Here is a 16320-nt window from a genome sequence, read left to right as displayed (position 1 = left end):
GTGACGCGAACGCGGGTCAGGTATCCGTCGCAGACACGACAAGAGCGTCATTGTCTTCTTCTTACTCCCCTGCTCTTGGCTTTCCCTCTCTTTCTAGCTTACTCCCTGTTCGATTATTGAAAAGCCCCAGCAGCCGCCGCCGAGCCTGGCGGTATTCCGTTTCATCCAGCGCCCCGCTTTCCAGCAGATCGTCAAGCGCCTTCAGGCGGTCAGCCAGTGGCCCGGTCACCTGATCGGGTTCCGGTGGGGAACTGTCCTGCCAGGCTGTCACCAGCTGGCGCAGTGTGGCGGCCATCGCCTCGTGCGCCTGTGGGTCGATGCGCGTCAGGCCGATGCACACAGCCCGGTCGCGGCAATGCAGGATCAGGCGGGCGAATTCAAAGAAGGTTGGCCGCGCCGTCTCCACACGCAGGATGACGCTGTAGGGGTATTCCTGTGTCTCAAAACGGTAGGTGAAGCTAAACAGCCCGCGCCGGACTTGCAGGCGCGGGAATTGCAGGATGCGCCGATCGGTGAACAGCAGCAGGCCGCTGACATCAGCATCCCAGAAGTAGAAGTGAATCGGCTCCGTGGGGGCCAGTGCTGCCAGCACCCTCCGGCGATGATCGGCACGGTGCTCCGGCGGCACAGCCCCCTCCGGGGCGTTGGCATAGACCACTTCCAGCGCGATCATATCCATGATCGGCCTTGCTCCTCGGCGACCAGGATGGAATGCCGGGCGTCTACGCCGCCCGGCTACCAGATCAAGCCGTACGCTTCTGTCAGTATACCGCTGCGTCGCCGGACTGACTACGGCAGTTCGAACGTACATTCACCCGCGGCGGCCTCGCAGGTGGCGACCTGATTCCCGCGGTAACGGACGGTGAACGTCCCGCTGGCCCACAGAAGCTGGTTGGGCCGGATGGTCGTCCAGGCATGGCGGATCTTGCAGCCCGGCGGTTTGGGTTGGGTTGGTGCGCCGAAGGCCCAGACCTCCAAGCAGTCGCCCGCCGGGAAGGTATCGATCGAAGCCGTGCTGGCACTGAGGTTCCATATGGTACTGCTCAGCGTCACTGCGCCGTTGACCAGTTCCAAACCGCGCAGGGAAAGCCGTTGCCCACTCTGGTTGAGCAGCGTCAGGCTGTCGGGCGTATAGACCAGCTGGATTGTCCGGGTGACACGGGCCGGGCGTCCACCCGCACCCCCCGCGGGGGCCGGCGCTGCCTCCAGGAAGAAGCCACAGGCCTGGGCCGGATTCTGGCAGTTGGCCAACAGCCGCCCGCGCTGGCTGAGGACAAACAGGCTGTTGCGCTGCCCCTGCAGACTGTCGTACCAGAAGGTCTGTTCCAGCGGAATGCGGATGATCACCAGCGGCCCGGAGCATAGCGCTGGCGGCGTGAAGGCCGCGTCTACTGCCAGCAAGGCAAAGCAGCTGTTCGGCGAGGCGTACTGCATACCCTGGAAAGCGCGGGAGAACTGCCAGATCACCGGTCGCCCACCCATCGGTAGGGCGAACAGACGAAAGTCATCCAGGTAGACCGGCGCGGTGGTCGTAGCGTGAAACACCAGCATCTCCGGACCGGCGGCCAGCACCTGCAGGTTGGCCCCGTTGATCGTCGCCGTCACCGGCAGAGTCTCTACCGCCGCCGGAGCTTCCGTAATCGCTGGCGCACCGGGCGCGGGGTAGCCCGGCAGGGCGATGATATCCCGCGTCACATCGACCGGTGTGGTGACCGTCTTACTGCCGTCGGTATATTCGACGTAGAGCAGCTGACCGCTGACCTCCGGCATAGGCAGCGTGGCGCTCCAGGGCTGCCAGCTGGTCAGCGGGGTGCGGTCGCTATCCAGCAGGCGCACGCCGGTGATTCGCACCAGCGCATTGCTGCCCTGCGCCCCCGCGTAGGTTTCGCGGGTCAGGTAGAGCGTCTGGCCGTCCGGGTGGATCAGCGCGGGCAGGACATCCGGGCGGCCACCCAGCACCGCCACAAAGACCGTCCCGTATTTGTACGGCAGGGCGGCAACGCCGATCTCGCGGTAGTTGGGGTTGGTCGCTGCGCGGCGGTGAATATCCGAGTTCTGCCACCAGGTGATGCCCGCCGGGACGCTGGCCGCGGCAACGGTGATTTCCTCCAGGCTGACACGAGCAGGGATGTTATAGTAGGGCCAGTCAAATTGTGGCCAGCGGGCGCGGTCACGGGGTTTTTCCCCCAGGATACCGTCATGAATATTAGCGGGGATATCCGGCTGGCTGAGCAGATAGTTGACCTGTAGCCAGGCCAGTGCTTCCAGGGTGGGATTGGGGCGGAAGGGCGCCAGACCCTCGTTCAGCCGCCACTGGTTCATCGCGGCCAGCATGTTGGCGGCAGTGGGTGGAATCCGGCTGCCCTGCGCGGCGGCGATCGGCGCGTCGATCAGGCTGCCCAGCAGGGCAAGGAACAACAGCAGGGGAAGGCAGCGTTGGCGAATCATGGGATGACCCCCGGTCTGTAATACACCATCTATTCACTTTTTACTTAGTTAGCATCATACGGATAATTATAGCCGGTTCGAACCACGCTGTACAGGCCAGAAAAAACCGGGAGGCCACAGGCCGCAGGGCGTTTACCGCCCCTCAAGTCGCCGGGCAAAGGTCTGCAGAGTAGCCGCCGTATGGTGAATCAGGGGCGCGCCATGGCCGAAGCACACCACCGCCGGAGTCAGGTTGGCCAGGCGGCTGATGGCGCGCCGGGCGGCGGCCATATCGCCGGTGAACGCGGCGAAGGGCAACCGCAGGCCGGGCGTGCGCATCATCGCATCCCCGCAGAACAGCACGCCGTGTTCCGGCGCCCAGTAGGCGGTGTGGCCGGGCGTGTGGCCAGGGGTCAGGATGGCCTGTAGCCCGCCGAGCGCTTCCGAGACGGTATCGCCATCCTCACAGATGCGGTCAACCGGCGTGGCTGGCGCAACGGTCTTCCCGCCGAGCCGCAACATCAGCCGATCCAGCGGGCCGAGTTGACCAGGGACAGGAGCGGGCAACGCCGCCCGGCCCTCCACATACGGCTGCTCGATAGTGGAGGCGATCACTTCCGCGCCGGTGAACGCCTTCAGGCGCGGCAGACCGCCGATGTGATCGAAGTGGGCGTGTGTGATCAGGATGCGCCGGACCTCCCCCGGCGCATGACCGGCAGCGGCCAGCTGGCGGAGGACGCGGTCGGCAGCCAGGGCCATGCCAGCGTCGATGATCGTCAGGCCGTCAGGGCCTTCGATCAGGTACACCCGTCCGACGAGCAAACCGCTGAAGGCATAGACGCCGGGGAGGAGGGGCTGCATGGCAGCGCGCCTTTCTGACAATTATTCTGGAGCCGGTTGCTCGCCCCGGCCATGGATCGGCGCATAGCGCAGGCCGATCTCGTACAGCGCCCATTGTAGCAGGCCGATGACGAGCAGGAACGGCGCGATGGTCTCCAGACCGGCACGCCCGGCCAGCACACCGGCCAGGCCCGGCAACAGGGCCACCCCCAGCCCTGCCGCCGCGATCTGGAAGCCGATGGCGTTGGCGGCGTGGGCCGCGCCGAAGCGGGCCGGCGTGATCGAGATCAGCGTCGGGAAGATCGCCGCCAGGGCGAAGCCGGTCAGCATCAGCCCGGTCAGGTTGATCGCTGCCGCGCCGCGCACGATCAGCAGCGCCGCGCCGATAGCCGCCCCGATCATGCTCCAGCGGAGCAGGCGCACCTCCCCCAGGCGGCCCACAATCAGCCCGCTCAGGATGCGCCCGGCGGTCAGACTGCCCCAGTACAGGCTGATCCACGTCCCGGCCACGGACGGCGTAATGCCCCGTCCTTCAGTGAAGAGCGTATACGTCCAGTTGCCGCCGGTGATCTCCATGCCGGTGTACAGGAAGAACGTGCCGATCGCCAGCCACACTGCCGGGATGGCCAGCGTAGCGCGGGCGGGCACCGCCCCCCCATGCGCCTCAGCGGAATCGCCATTGCCGGGGATTTGCCAGCGGTTGAAGACGCCCAGCACCAGCAGGGCGATCAATCCCTGCAGGGCGGCCACAATCAGGTAGCCGGTCTGCCAGTCCCGCCCGGAGGTCAGGATGGCGGTCATGATCAGTGGCCCGATTGTCGCCCCCACGCCAAAGCAGGCGTGCAGCCAGCTCATGCGCCCCGCGCTGTAGTTGGTGGCAATGTAGGTGTTGAAGCCGCTATCCACGCCCCCCGTGCCGATGCCGTTGACGAAATTGGCCAGCAACAGCAGCGCCCAGCCTGGCGCGCCAACATAGCCCAGCAGCCCCAGGGCGCGGATGGCTACCCCGCCGAGCAGGAAGGCGGCGATTCCCCACCGCCCGATCACCCGCCCGCTGAACGTGCTGGCCAGCATGTAGCCGATCGTGCCCGGCAGCAGCAGCAATCCGAAGGCATCCAGCGGCACGCTGAACGTCCGCTGAATCGATGGCCAGGCCACCCCCAGCAGGCCATCCGGCAGGCCCAGCACGATAAAGGCAGCGTAAGCGATGAGTAACGTAACCAGACCGGCTGATCTGGTGCGGGCAATCGCAGCGGACATGGAGCATACCTCTCAGGCAGGCGAACCAGTGGGTGCTTTCCCCCGTCTGCCAGCGGGGAACAGCGGGCATTGTAGCCGCTTCAGGTCAGGGCGGAAAGGGTGAAACGAATGGTCGTGCCCTGGCCCGGCGTGCTTTCCACCGCCAGCGTCCCGCCATGAGCCTCAATAATCCCCCTGGCCACGGCGAAGCCCAGCCCATGACCCTTGATCTCCCGCACAGCTTCGGCCTCGGCGCGCCAGAATGGTTCGCCCAGGTGGGCCAGTTCAGCGGCGCTCATGCCAATGCCCCGGTCGCTCACAGCGAAGGTGACGCCGCCGGAATCGCCACGCACGGTCACGGTGACCGTGCTCCCATTCGGTGAGTAATTTACGGCGTTTTCCACCAGGTACACCAGCGCCTGGGCCAGGCGCGGCGAATCGATGTTCAGCAGCGGCAGCCCTTCCGGCGCGTCGCATGTGAACGTCACGTTGCGCTCAGCAGCCAGGTCAGCAACACGCCGCTGCACCCCCAGCATGACATTGCCGACCGTCTCCGGCTGGCGATTCAGGTGCAGCCGCCCACCGCGCAACTTGATGTAGTCATTGATGTCGGCGATCAGACGCTCCAGGCGCAGGGCATTGACGCGGATGGTCTCGGCGAACTGCTGTTGCTGGTCCGGCAGCGCCCCCAGCATGCCCTTGGCCAGCATGTCGATGTAGCCCCGGATGCTGGTCAGGGGGATGCGCATCTCGTGCACAGCGGTGGAGATCAGTTCGGCGGTGCGCGCCCGTTCCTGCCGGGCGGCCTCGGCTGCCGCCTCCGGCCCGGCGGGGGTTTCCGCAGCGGCCAGCAGGGCCAGGACGGCGTCGATCTGTTCCGGCAGGTGGGCGGGGATCAGCGCGCCAGATCGGGCCTCCTCGCGCAGCGCCGCCAGCTGCACCCTGGCCTGTTCAAGAGGAGATTCGCTCATCGGTTCTGCTCCCATTTGGTCGCCGGGCAACCCGGCGCTCGTTCCGGCGGATCAGCCGCGGGGCTGCCATTCGCGTTCGGCGGGGATACCGCCGCCAATAGCCAGCGCGTCGCGGCGCACGGCGTCGGCCATATCTGTTGCATCGCGCCAGAAAGTGCTGATCTGGCTCTCATAGCAGGCGATGGCCGCGATCTTGGCCGCCAGGGCGTCATCATCCAGCAGGTGGAGGATCGGGGCCAGGTCAGGCGGCGGGTTGAAAGCCGCCAGCGCCGCTTCTACCGCGCCCTGGTTGAGGCTGTAGGGATATTCCTCGTAGTAGAAGACGTCCAGACCGGGGTTGGCGCGGGCCAGCCGCCGCCCCCAGTCGCGCACCAGGCGATGGTCGACATGGCCGCCCGCGCCCAGCGGGATGTGCAAGACGTCAGTCTGGGGGTAGAGCAGCGGTGTGGCGTCCAGCAGCAACGGGGCTGTGTCGACGGGGTGGATGGCCGCCCACAGCGATTCTTCAGAGGGGTAGAGCGCGACCGGCTCCCCGGCCGGCGTGTAGGTCACGCGGTAGACACAGTCGGGGATGGCAGCGTGGCGGGCCAGCGCGCCCAGCTGGCTCAGCGCCCGGATGTCCTCCCGCCGCCGGGTGTCAATCGGATCACCGATCGTGGCCCAGCGGGCATGCAGATCGGCCAGAATCGGCGACTGTGGCAACGGGCGGGGCGGTCGCCCGGCCATGATCGTGTGGACGGCCACCCGCTCCCCCGCCGCAACCAGGCGATGGATCAGCCCGCCGCAACTCAGGACGGCATCGTCCAGGTGGGGGGAAAGGAACAGGTGAAAGCGGGGGGCGGCGGTCACGGCTGGGCTGGCTCCTGGGTCGGCGGCGCGACCGGCAGGGTGAAGGTGAAGGTGCTGCCCTGGCCCGGCGTGCTCTCAATGGTCAATTCGCCGTGCATCAGGGCGATCAGGTTGCGCGTGATGGCAAAGCCCAGGCCAGTTCCCGGCTGGCTGAGGGCGTATTCGTTGCTGGCCCGCCAGAATTTGGTGCCCAGGCGGGCGATCTCTTCCGTGCTCAGGCCAATCCCGGTATCCTGCACAGCGAAGGCCACGCGATCGCCCTGCTGCCAGGCGCGCAACGTGATTGTCCCGCCATCCGGCGTGTACTTGCAGGCGTTGCTGAGCAGGTTGACCAGCACCTGGGTCAGGCGGGCGGGATCGGCCAGGGCGGGCGGCAGATCGGGCGCGAGTTCCTGCAGCAGGGTATGGCCGCGCTCGGCGACCGCGGCGCTGACCTCCTGGCAGGCCTGGGCCAGCGGGCCACGTGGATCGACCGCTCCCAGCTCCATGCGCAGGTTGCCGCTTTCGATGCGGCTGATGTCGCTCAGGTCGCTGACGAGGACCTTCATCCGTTGGACGTTGTTCTTGATGCGGGTGATGAATTCAGCCTGCTGCTCCGTGACCGGGCCGCCGATCCTGAGTAGGTCGGCGTAACCGGCAATGCTGGTCATGGGGACTTTCAGTTCGTGGGCAACAATGCTGACGAACTCGCTCTTGGCGCGGTCGGCGGCGCGCACTGCCTCGAACAGACGGGTATTCTCCAGGGCGACGGCGGCGCGGGCGGCCATGCGGGTCACCAGGTCACAGGCGTCGGCGCTGAAAGGTTGCGCGCCGGCCAGGATCAGCGCGCCGCCGGGCCGGTTCTCATGGTGGATGGGTACGACCAGCAGCACCAGCCCTTCCTCCACCGGGATGTGCGCGGCTTCTGTCCCGTTCAGGGCGGCGGTCAGCGCATCTTCGCCATCGAGGGGCAGGATGGCGCCTTCGGCGATACCCGGCGGTAACGGGCCATCCCCGGCGCAGGCGGCAATGCGCAGCACACCCGATCCTTCCGGCGCAGCCTCGACCAGGCCCAGGGCGCTGGCCGCCGCCCCGCTGACGCGCATGGCCCACTCCAGGGTGACGCCCATAACCTGCCCGGCGCCGATAGCTTCATTCAGGTCACGGTCCATGCGCCGTAACATGCTCAGTTCTTCCACGCGGGCCTGCAGGGCCTGGTCGGTCTCGCTGAACAGGCGGGCGTTATCGATGGCAACGGCGGCCTGCCCGGCGAAGGCGTCCAGCGCGGCCAGGTCCTGCGGCTTGAACAGCCCGGTCCGCGCCCGATTGTCGACGTAAACAACGCCGATCACCCGTCCGCGCACCCGCAGCGGCGTGGCCATGATGCTGCGCAGGGCGTGGGCGATCACGCTGGCCTGCCCGGCAAAGCGCGGATCTTCCTGGGCGTTGGTGGTCAGGACGGGCTGGCCGCTATCCACCACCTGGCGGGTCACCGTGCGGCTGACGCGGAAGTCGCCGCTGTCGAGAGTCTGCTGATCGATGTTGCGGGCCACGCGGGGGACCAGGTTGCCGTCGTCGTCGAGGAGCATCAGGAAACCGCGCTCGGCCCCGGTCAGCTTGATGATGGCATCCATCACCTCGTTGAGCACGATCTGCAGGTCAAGCGAGGAGCCGATCAGGCGGGTGACCTCGTACAGGGCGGCCAGTTTTTGCTGCTGGGTGGTATCCAGCCGTTCAGCGACGATCTCCTCCAACACCAGGCTGAGCGTTTCCAGCCGCTCAGCCAGGTAGACCGGATCGACGCGGTTCGCCCGCGCTTGGCTGAGCAGCAGGGTGACGGTCTGGCGGGCGCTGGCGATCGCCATGTCAAGCTGGCGACCGGTGCGGTAAGCGGGGGGTGGGGCGGGCGGTTCGGTCATGGCGCAACAGTCCGGGTGGCGCGGGGCAGCCGCGCCTGGTAATCATCACAGTAATCCTGCAGCGGGCACAGCGGGCATTTGGGATTGCGGGCGTGGCAGATCTGGCGGCCATGCCAGATCAGGTTGAGATGAAAGACCAGGTAATCCTCCGGTGGGACGATCTGCTCCATGATGGCATGGGCTTTTTCCGCGCTCACCTTCGGCCCGATGAAGCCGATGCGGCGGCTGAGGCGGTGGACGTGCGTATCGACCGGGAAGGCCGGCCGGCCGAAGGCAAAGAGCAGGATGATCGCCGCTGTCTTGGGGCCAATGCCGTTGAGGTTGGTCAGCCAGCGCCGGGCGTCTTCCAGCGGGAGATCCGCCAGGAAGTCAATGCTCAGTTCGCCGCGCTCTGCCGTGATCCGCTGCAGCACTTCCTGGATGCGCGGGGCCTTCTGGTTGGCCAGTCCGGCGGGGCGGATGGCGGCGATCACGTCATCAAGCGGCGCATCGCGGACGGCTTCCCAGCTGGGAAAGCGCGCTTTGAGCGCGTCAAAGGCTTTGTCGCGGTTGGTGTCGGATGTACTCTGGCTGAGGATGGTGCTGACCAGCTCATCCAGCGGGGAGAGGTGGGGCCGCCATTCCGGGACGCCGTACATCTCGCGCAGGAGTGCCGCCACCGGGCCGTACTTTTCCCGGCCACGGGCCAGCGCAGCGGGGGATTGAGGGTCAATCGGGGTTGCCATGTGGTCATTGTACTGCGCCGGGCGACCGGCGGCAAAGTGACCGGGGGCCGGATCGCCGGCGCCCGGAATGAATCGCAGCGTCGCACGCCTGTACGACGCTGCCCTGTGCTTTCCACTGGCGTCCCGGTAGCTCAGGACGGCGCTATTCGACGCTCAGGATGTGAGTCACCACTGTGGCGCCGGTCCCACCGATGTTCTGGGTCATGCCGATGGTAGCACCGGCGACCTGGTTCTTGCCGGCCTGGCCGCGCAACTGGGTGACCAGATCGACGATCTCATAGACCCCCGTCGCGCCGACGGGGTGACCGCGCGCCTTCAACCCGCCCATTGTGCTGATCGGCAGCCGCCCATCCAGGCCAATGCCCTGCTCATGGGCAAAGCGCACCCCTTCCCCGCGCGGGGCAAAGCCCCCCGCCTCCAGGCTCAGGGCGGCCATGATCGAAAAAGCGTCGTGCACCTCAAAGAGGTCGATATCCGCCGGGCTGAGACCAGCCTGATCGTAAGCGCGCCGGGCGCTCAGGCGGGCGGCGCTGAGAGCCAGCAGATCATGCCGATCGTCCAGATTCAGGCTGTCGGTGGCGCTGGCGCTGGCCCGCACACGCACGGGGATGACGCCCGGCAAATCGCGGGCGATCTCCAGCGGGGCCAGGATCACCGCCGCCGCGCCGTCGCAGATCGGGGAACTGTCGTACAGGTTGATCGGCGGCGCGATCATCGGCGCGTTGCGGTAGGTGTCCAGCGTGATCGGGCTGCGGAACATGGCGTTAGGGTTATTGACGGCGTTCTGGTGAGCGTTGAGACTGAAGATGCCGAAGTCGTCATGCGGTACCTCGTACTCGTACATATAACGCTGCATGACCAGGGCGTTAAGGGCTACAAAGGTCACGCCGTGAGCGACTTCATAGTCGGCGTCGGCGGCGGTAGCCAGGCCGGTGGTGACCTCGCTGCTGGTGGCTTCGGTCATCTTCTCCACGCCACAGACGGCCACCACATCGGCCAGGCCGCTGGCGACGGCCCGCACGCCAGCCATCATTGCGGCGCCGCCGGAGGCGCAGGCCGCCTCTACGGTGGCAGCTTCGATCCCACGCCAGCCAGCGTAATCGGCGATCAGGGCGCCCAGATGGGCCTGATCGTTGAGGCGGGCGGCCAGCATATTGCCCACATAAAGGGCCTGCGGTTGAAGGTCAGGGGCGCCGGTGTCAGCGACCGCCGCCTTGAGCGCCCGGACGGCCATCTGGCGCAGACTCAATTCCCACTGCTCGCCGATGGGCGTCTGGCCGATTCCAATGATACATACCTCGCGCATAAGCCAATCCTTGTCATCACAGCAGTCAACGGTCAGCCTGCTGCTGACCGGGTTATGGCCGGTTCATAGGCCATCACTTTAGCACAGGGGGACTCTCAGAAACTACCAGATTTGCCCGCCCGGCGAGCCGATCATCAGTCGGCCCCGGCCCGCGCCAGCTCAAAGGCGATCTCGGCGGCTGTCCAGTGGCGCGTGCCATCCAGCACGATCACATCCGGGCGGTCCAGCAGCCAGTCATCATGGCGCTGGCCCAGCTCCTGCAGATAGTCCAGCGTCACGCCGACCTCCTCAGCGCGGCTACGGACCTTCAGGCGGCGCAGGCACTCCTCAGCCGGGGTACGCAGGTACAGAATCAGGTCTGGCTGCGGGGCAGCAGGGGCCATTGCCTCCCAGAAGGCGCAGTAAAGCGCCCATTCGTGATCGTCCAGCGCGCCGGTGGCGTGCAGGCCGGGCGCAAAGGCGTAGCGGTCGGTGCCGATGCTGCGCTCGGCTACCGTGATGCGATCCGGCGGGCGGTTCGCCAGGGCCTGGATGCGCGTGGTGAAAGTGACGATCTGGAAGGTGAACGACCAGCGCGGCATATCCGCGTAAAAGCGCTCCAGCCAGTTGATGGCGAAGCCGTGCTGCCAGACAGGCACCGGCTCCGGGATGAAGTGAAAGCGTTCGCTGGCCCGCAGGGCCTCCCCCAGGGTGCTCTTGCCACTGGCGATATTGCCTTCAAGGTTGATCAGCATGGACGATCACTCCGTGTTGCTGCCGAACAGCGACCCCGATCCATCACTGGCAATCATACCATGCCCGTCCTCTACCGCACCGGGTTAGCGTATCCTGCTCAGGGCAGCGCCGCCTGCAACAGCCACAGGGCAACCATGCCCGCGCCGATCGCCAGCAATGTCCGGTGTGTGCGCCAGGCAATGAGCGCTGCCGCCAGCCCGGCCAGCAGCCGCAGATTCCCCGGTGAGATGTCCAGCGCGCCATCCGGCAGCAGCAGCGCCGGGAAGACAATCGCCGCCAGCGCTGCCGGGGGCACATAGCGCAGGGCGCGCGCGATCAGTTCCGGCAGCGGGCGCTGCCCCAGCAGGGCGATCACCGACAGGCGCGCGCTGTAGGTTACCGCAACCATGCCCAGGATGATCAGCCAGTCTTCCATGCGCGTTGCTCCCCGATGGCGCGGCGTTCCGCCAGCAGGCCGGCACTGATGCCAGCCAACACAGCCAGCACCAGCCCCAGGTTGAAAGGCAGGCCATGCATGGCGACGGCTGTTGTCCCCGCCACCAGCGCCGCCAGAGCCGCAGGCCGGTCTGTTAGCGTCGGGATCAACAGGGCGATGAAGGTAAGCGGCAGCGCAAAGTCCAGCGACCAGCTCTCCGGCACGGACGCGCCCAGCGCCACGCCCCCCAGTGTGCTGACCTGCCAGGCGATCCACAGCGTCAGGCCCGCGCCCAGAGTGTACCAGTGCTCATCCGTCCCGGCGGAGGGGGCCGGGTCCCGGCGGCGGTAATTGGTAATAGCCACGGCGTACGCCTCGTCGGTCAGCAGGAAGGCCAGCAGGAACTTCCAGGGGCGGGAAAGGTGGCGCACGTAAGGCGCGATTGAGGCGCTGTAGAGCATGTGGCGCAAATTGACGATCAGCGTGGTCAGCACGATGACCAGGCCCGGTGTCCCGGCGGCGAAGAGTTGCGCGGCGATGAACTGCGACGACCCGGCGAACACGATCAGCGACATGCCCAGCGTGGCAGCAGGCGAAAGGCCGGCTTCCAGCGCGGCCACGCCGTAGATCATGCCGAAGGGCACTACGCCCAGCAAGATGGGAATTTGCGCTTTACTTCCAGCCAGCAGGCGAGCAGTGGTCGCGGACATAAGGGTTTGGTGGACAGGAACGGGTAACAGGGCACCATTGTACCCGCCGGGCAGCCTGGCAAAAAGAGGCAGGGCGTGACGGCAAGCCGGGCTGCCGGGAGGCGAAGGAGCGTATGCCTGTCATTGCGAGAATGGCAGCCAGGCCACACGTCTGAGAAGCAGCTAGAAAGCCCAGATTCAGCCTGGCTGTATCAAACCCGCTTTGAACACCGACGGCGACCTCTCATTCCGGTCTTGCACACTCGCCGGACAGTCCTGGCAGTTGTCTCGTTCCGATCACTGTTCCAGCGGACGACGGCGCAGCGTCTCCGGCACCCAGCGGGCGAAGATCAGGGCCGCGCCCAGCCCGCCCACCGCCGCCACCAGCGCGGTCGCCGACAGCGTCAGCAGGTCGGCTACTGCCCCCGCCGCCAGTGGCCCGGTCATGGCGCCGACATCGCCGACCAGCCGCCACAGGCCCAGAAACTCCCCACGGGCGTGCTCCGGCGCCAGGTCAGCGCCGAGCGTCATCATCGTCCCGGAGCTTAGCCCGTTGCCCACACCGATCAGCAGCCCGGCTCCCAGTAACGCGGTGAAGCTGCCGGTCAGCGGGATCAGTGCCAGACCGATTCCCTGCAGGCCAAAGCTGGGCACAGTGGCAAAGCGGCGCCCCCAGCGATCCATGATCATCCCGGCAGGCATGAACAGCGACATATCCACCGCTGAGAGCGCGCTCATGATCAGCCCGATTTGCGCCACATCCAGCCCGATCACATCAGCGCCATAGAGGGGGATGATCGTGCGCCAGCTGGCCCGCGTCATCTGGGCCAGAATCTGCCCGATCCCCGCCCTGGCCAGCAGGTGGTGGTAGGTGCGCAGCAATTCCAACAGGGAAATGCCCGATCCACTGCCAGGGCGGTGTCCCTGCAGGGTCGGGTTCCCCTCCTGAGCGAAGCGCAGGACGGTCAGCACAGTTAATGCCACCAGGACGACATAGGCCAGGAAGGTCGACCGCAGCCCGAAGCGAGCGGCCAGGAACCCGCCGATCGATGGGCCGATAAACCAACCGATGCGGAATGTGCCGCCGAAGATGGCAATCGCCCGTCCGCGCTGGGCTGGGCTGATCATATCGGCCAGATAGGCGTGGCGGGAAACGGCGAAGAACGCCCAACCCACGCCGGACACAACGCGCAGCACCCCCACCAGCGCCACCGATTGCGCCCAGTACAGGGCCAGCGTCATCATGCCGTTGAGCGCCAGCCCCAGCAACATCAGCCGCTTCTTGCCCAGCCGACGCATCAACATCCCGGCGGGCACATCGCCGATCAACGTGCCGAACAGATCGGCAGCCACGATCACGCCGACCACGCCATAAGGCACGCCGAAGTCGGCGGCGTACAGCGGCAGGATCAGGTTCATGATGCCGGTGGTGATGGAGAAAAGCAGCGTTGGCGCGTAGACGGCCATGACCAGGGGATTGCGCAGCAGAGCATAGGCGCGACGGGCGACAGCAAGCATGACGGAAGAATCCTTTGGCGATTTCACCAGACGATACCCATAACCCGCGCCGATCATAGCCGTTGCGCGGCCAAAGAGACAATCAGGGGCCTGTCAGGAGGGCGGGGCGAGCCGGGAGGCTGTACTGTTGCCCGCCGCTCATTCCCTATTCTCTGTTATGCGCGTCACCCGATCGCTGACACCCTGTCTACATTCCCGCTCAGGGCGATTCTGAGGGCATCGCTTTGGTCATTCTCACCCCGCATACTTATTAAGAATGAACAAAAATATCACAATATCCTAAAAAAAACTTGTACACTTTGTGCTATCTAAAGCTTTGGGGGCCGATTATAATGCGACTATATCCGGTGGTTTATCGTTTGCACAGGATGAAACAGGAATCGACAAACTCATGGTAGCTGAACAATCGCCACAATACCGCACGGAGGCCCGGCTGGAATGGGCGCGAGCACGCCGTAAAGCCCGCATCCACCAGTTCCGGTTCACCCCGGCGTTTCCCGGCCAGCAGGCCGGTTTGCTTGATTTTAATGAGATCGAGGAACGGCTCAAGCTCCGCCATCCCCTCTACCGCGGCGTGCAGAACGTCCCGCTGGAGGCGATCGTGGGCAGCGTAGGTCGCTACAAGGACTTCACCAGCGCCTTCCTGCCCGCCGACGATGGCCTCAAGACGCGCTGGCAGAACATCGCCACAGTCTACCTGGACCCGACCAGCGGCGGCGTCCCGCCGGTGGAACTGTACAAGGTCGGCTCAGCGTACTTCGTCAAGGATGGTAATCATCGCGTCTCGGTCGCCCGCCAGCTTGGCCTGGAAGACATCGAGGCGTATGTCTGGGAGTATCCGGGGCCGCTCCCTGACCTGGACCCGGAGGCCGACCTGGACACGCTGATCAGCGCCGCCGAACGCCAGGAATTCCTGGAAAGGACGCAGCTGGATGACCTGCGTCCCGGCCATGGCATTGAACTGACCGCTCCCGGCGGCTACCCTGTCCTGCTGACCGAGATCGAGGCTTTCCAGCAGGCGCTCAGCCAGATCGACGGGCGGGACGTTCCCTGGCCTGAGGCCGTCGCCAGCTGGTACGACATGGTCTACGAAACCTCGATTCAGGCGATTGAGCGGGCAGGGGTGATGTCGCTGTTCCCCGGTCGCACCCGCGCTGACTTCTTTGTCTGGGTGCGCCAGCATCAGCGCCAGCTGGAGGAACGCTATGGCCGGCGCGTCAAACTGATCGAGGCGGCCCGCGATTTCAGCAAACGCAACCACCCCTGGCGGCCGGGCCGTTTACTGCGCGCTTTCCTTCGCTGGCTGCTTTCCTACTTCGTCTGATCCCCGGCTGCGCCACGTTCTCCCTGGCAGCTGCCAGAATCGGCTCGCCCCGCAAAATTGCTATAATGGAGTTGCCAGTGATCACTGGCCCGCACGGGATCGCCGGGGGAAAACAGCATGCCGGGTCAGATGGGTTCTGTATATTCCCTAGAAGCGCGCAACGAATTCGAGCAGGCCAACCGCAAGGCCTTCTGGAACCGCTTCCTGGCGCGCCTGCAGGGCCAGCAACCACCGGAGTTGCTGGACTTCAACGAGATCTCCCAGCATCTGGGCCTGCGGACGGCGATCTATCGCGGCGTACAGACTATCCCGCTCAACAAGATTGTCGGCAGCGTGGGCCGCTACAAGGATTTCACCGGCGCCTTCCTGCCAGTCAACACCGATATGCGCGAGCGCTGGCAGCGCGTGGCCGTCCTCTTCCTGGACCCAACCAGCGGTGGCGCGCCGCCGATCGAGGTCTACAAGGTAGGGGATGCCTACTTTGTCAAGGATGGTAATCACCGCGTTTCGGTGGCCAACCAGCTGAACATGGGCACCATCGAGGCGTATGTCTGGGAATTTCCGGCCCCGGTGGCCGGAGTCGATCCGGAGGCCGACATCGACACCCTGCTGCTGGAGGCCGAGCGCAAGGAGTTCCTGGAGCGGACGCAACTGGACAGGCTGCGGCCCGGCCACGATATCCGCCTGACCGCGCCCGGCGGCTATCTGGATATGCTCCAGCAGATCGCCGCCTACCAGGCCGCGCTCAGTAAGATCGACGGCGTGCCTGTCCCCTACGAAGAAGCGGTCACCGCCTGGTACGACATGATCTACGAGACGGTCGTCCAGTTCATCAAGCAGGAGGGCATCCTCAGGCTGTTCCCGGAACGTACGCCGGCGGACTTCTTCGTCTGGACGATGCAGCACCAGCGCGAGCTGCAGGAGCGTTATGGGCGGCGGTTGGCCGTGCGGGAGGTGGCCCGCCAGCTACCTCATCAGCTAAGGGGAGGAATCCTGGGTCGCCTGCGGCAGGCCGGGCGTGATCTGCTGTGGCGTGTCCTGGCGCGTTAGCGGCCTCCCGGCGGACAATAAGAACGCCGCCGGAGGTTCCGACGGCGACAGGGAGGCGGGAGCGGATGGGAGTCGAACCCACCGCGGACTGCTCAGCGCAGCCCGCCACCAGTTTTGAAGACTGGGGCATCCACCGGGACACATCCACCCCCACAGGCAAGCATACCCTGCCGGGGGTGCTTCGTCAACGACGCGCGGCAGGAGGAGCACGGCTGTTGCAAAGTTGTCAGGGAGGAGCCAGAAGCAGGTCAAGCGCCAGGTCGAGCCGAGCATTGAAGAAGCGGCGTGCTTGGGGAATGAAGTCGAACTTCAACAACCGGATGAGCCCCAGGGT

The 16320-nt window shown here is 65.8% G+C and carries 15 protein-coding genes and 1 tRNA gene; 2 read left to right on the top strand and 14 right to left on the bottom strand.

The genetic code is table 11. The annotated features are described in order from the left end of the window. Window positions 1-61: 61 nt before the first annotated feature. From HPY64_17585 to HPY64_17525, 13 genes are all read right to left on the bottom strand, one after another. Complete coding sequence (locus HPY64_17585) at window positions 62-679, bottom strand: SHOCT domain-containing protein (GenBank protein ID NPV68941.1); 618 nt, start codon at window positions 677-679, stop codon at window positions 62-64. A 110-nt stretch (window positions 680-789) separates the two neighbouring features. After that, on the bottom strand, window positions 790-2448 hold the full coding sequence (locus tag HPY64_17580; protein ID NPV68940.1) for a hypothetical protein: 1659 nt from the start codon (window positions 2446-2448) through the stop codon (window positions 790-792). A gap of 132 nt (window positions 2449-2580) precedes the next feature. Beyond that, complete coding sequence (locus HPY64_17575; GenBank protein NPV68939.1) at window positions 2581-3288, bottom strand: MBL fold metallo-hydrolase; 708 nt, start codon at window positions 3286-3288, stop codon at window positions 2581-2583. Window positions 3289-3309: 21 nt separating this feature from the next. Continuing rightward, window positions 3310-4527, bottom strand: a complete 1218-nt coding sequence (locus HPY64_17570) for an MFS transporter (GenBank protein NPV68938.1) — start codon at window positions 4525-4527, stop codon at window positions 3310-3312. A gap of 80 nt (window positions 4528-4607) precedes the next feature. Further along, complete coding sequence (locus HPY64_17565; protein NPV68937.1) at window positions 4608-5477, bottom strand: HAMP domain-containing histidine kinase; 870 nt, start codon at window positions 5475-5477, stop codon at window positions 4608-4610. Between the two features lie 51 nt (window positions 5478-5528). Further along, the gene (locus tag HPY64_17560; GenBank protein NPV68936.1) at window positions 5529-6326 is read right to left on the bottom strand and encodes a hypothetical protein; all 798 of its coding nucleotides are present in this window, start codon (window positions 6324-6326) and stop codon (window positions 5529-5531) included. Next, window positions 6323-8224: a GAF domain-containing protein gene (locus HPY64_17555; protein ID NPV68935.1), complete on the bottom strand. Its 1902-nt coding sequence runs from the start codon at window positions 8222-8224 to the stop codon at window positions 6323-6325. Before HPY64_17555 ends, HPY64_17560 begins: the two co-directional genes overlap by 4 nt. Then, entirely contained in the window at window positions 8221-8949 is a 729-nt protein-coding gene (locus HPY64_17550; GenBank protein ID NPV68934.1) for an endonuclease III, read from the bottom strand. Before HPY64_17550 ends, HPY64_17555 begins: the two co-directional genes overlap by 4 nt. 142 nt (window positions 8950-9091) lie before the next feature. Next, the gene (locus HPY64_17545) at window positions 9092-10255 is read right to left on the bottom strand and encodes a thiolase domain-containing protein (protein ID NPV68933.1); all 1164 of its coding nucleotides are present in this window, start codon (window positions 10253-10255) and stop codon (window positions 9092-9094) included. Window positions 10256-10389: 134 nt separating this feature from the next. Then, the gene (locus HPY64_17540) at window positions 10390-10989 is read right to left on the bottom strand and encodes a deoxynucleoside kinase (protein NPV68932.1); all 600 of its coding nucleotides are present in this window, start codon (window positions 10987-10989) and stop codon (window positions 10390-10392) included. 98 nt (window positions 10990-11087) lie between these two features. Beyond that, a complete protein-coding gene (locus HPY64_17535; protein ID NPV68931.1) occupies window positions 11088-11405 on the bottom strand; it encodes an AzlD domain-containing protein in 318 nt (105 codons plus the stop codon). Further along, window positions 11390-12115: an AzlC family ABC transporter permease gene (locus HPY64_17530; GenBank protein ID NPV68930.1), complete on the bottom strand. Its 726-nt coding sequence runs from the start codon at window positions 12113-12115 to the stop codon at window positions 11390-11392. Before HPY64_17530 ends, HPY64_17535 begins: the two co-directional genes overlap by 16 nt. A gap of 276 nt (window positions 12116-12391) precedes the next feature. After that, entirely contained in the window at window positions 12392-13612 is a 1221-nt protein-coding gene (locus HPY64_17525; protein ID NPV68929.1) for an MFS transporter, read from the bottom strand. A 391-nt stretch (window positions 13613-14003) separates the two neighbouring features. Here HPY64_17525 and HPY64_17520 point away from each other — a divergent pair, with 391 nt between their 5' ends. Further along, the gene (locus HPY64_17520) at window positions 14004-14936 is read left to right on the top strand and encodes a hypothetical protein (protein NPV68928.1); all 933 of its coding nucleotides are present in this window, start codon (window positions 14004-14006) and stop codon (window positions 14934-14936) included. Between the two features lie 117 nt (window positions 14937-15053). Then, complete coding sequence (locus HPY64_17515; GenBank protein ID NPV68927.1) at window positions 15054-15986, top strand: transcriptional regulator; 933 nt, start codon at window positions 15054-15056, stop codon at window positions 15984-15986. A gap of 56 nt (window positions 15987-16042) precedes the next feature. Here the strand turns inward: HPY64_17515 and HPY64_17510 are convergent. After that, window positions 16043-16138, bottom strand: a tRNA-Sec gene (locus HPY64_17510). Window positions 16139-16320: the final 182 nt, after the last annotated feature.

Source organism: Anaerolineae bacterium, assembly GCA_013178165.1.
Taxonomy (GTDB): Bacteria; Chloroflexota; Anaerolineae; order Aggregatilineales; family Ch27; genus Ch27.
The sequence above is the reverse complement of the archived record's forward strand: the minus strand, read 5'-3'. Positions and strand labels throughout refer to the sequence as shown.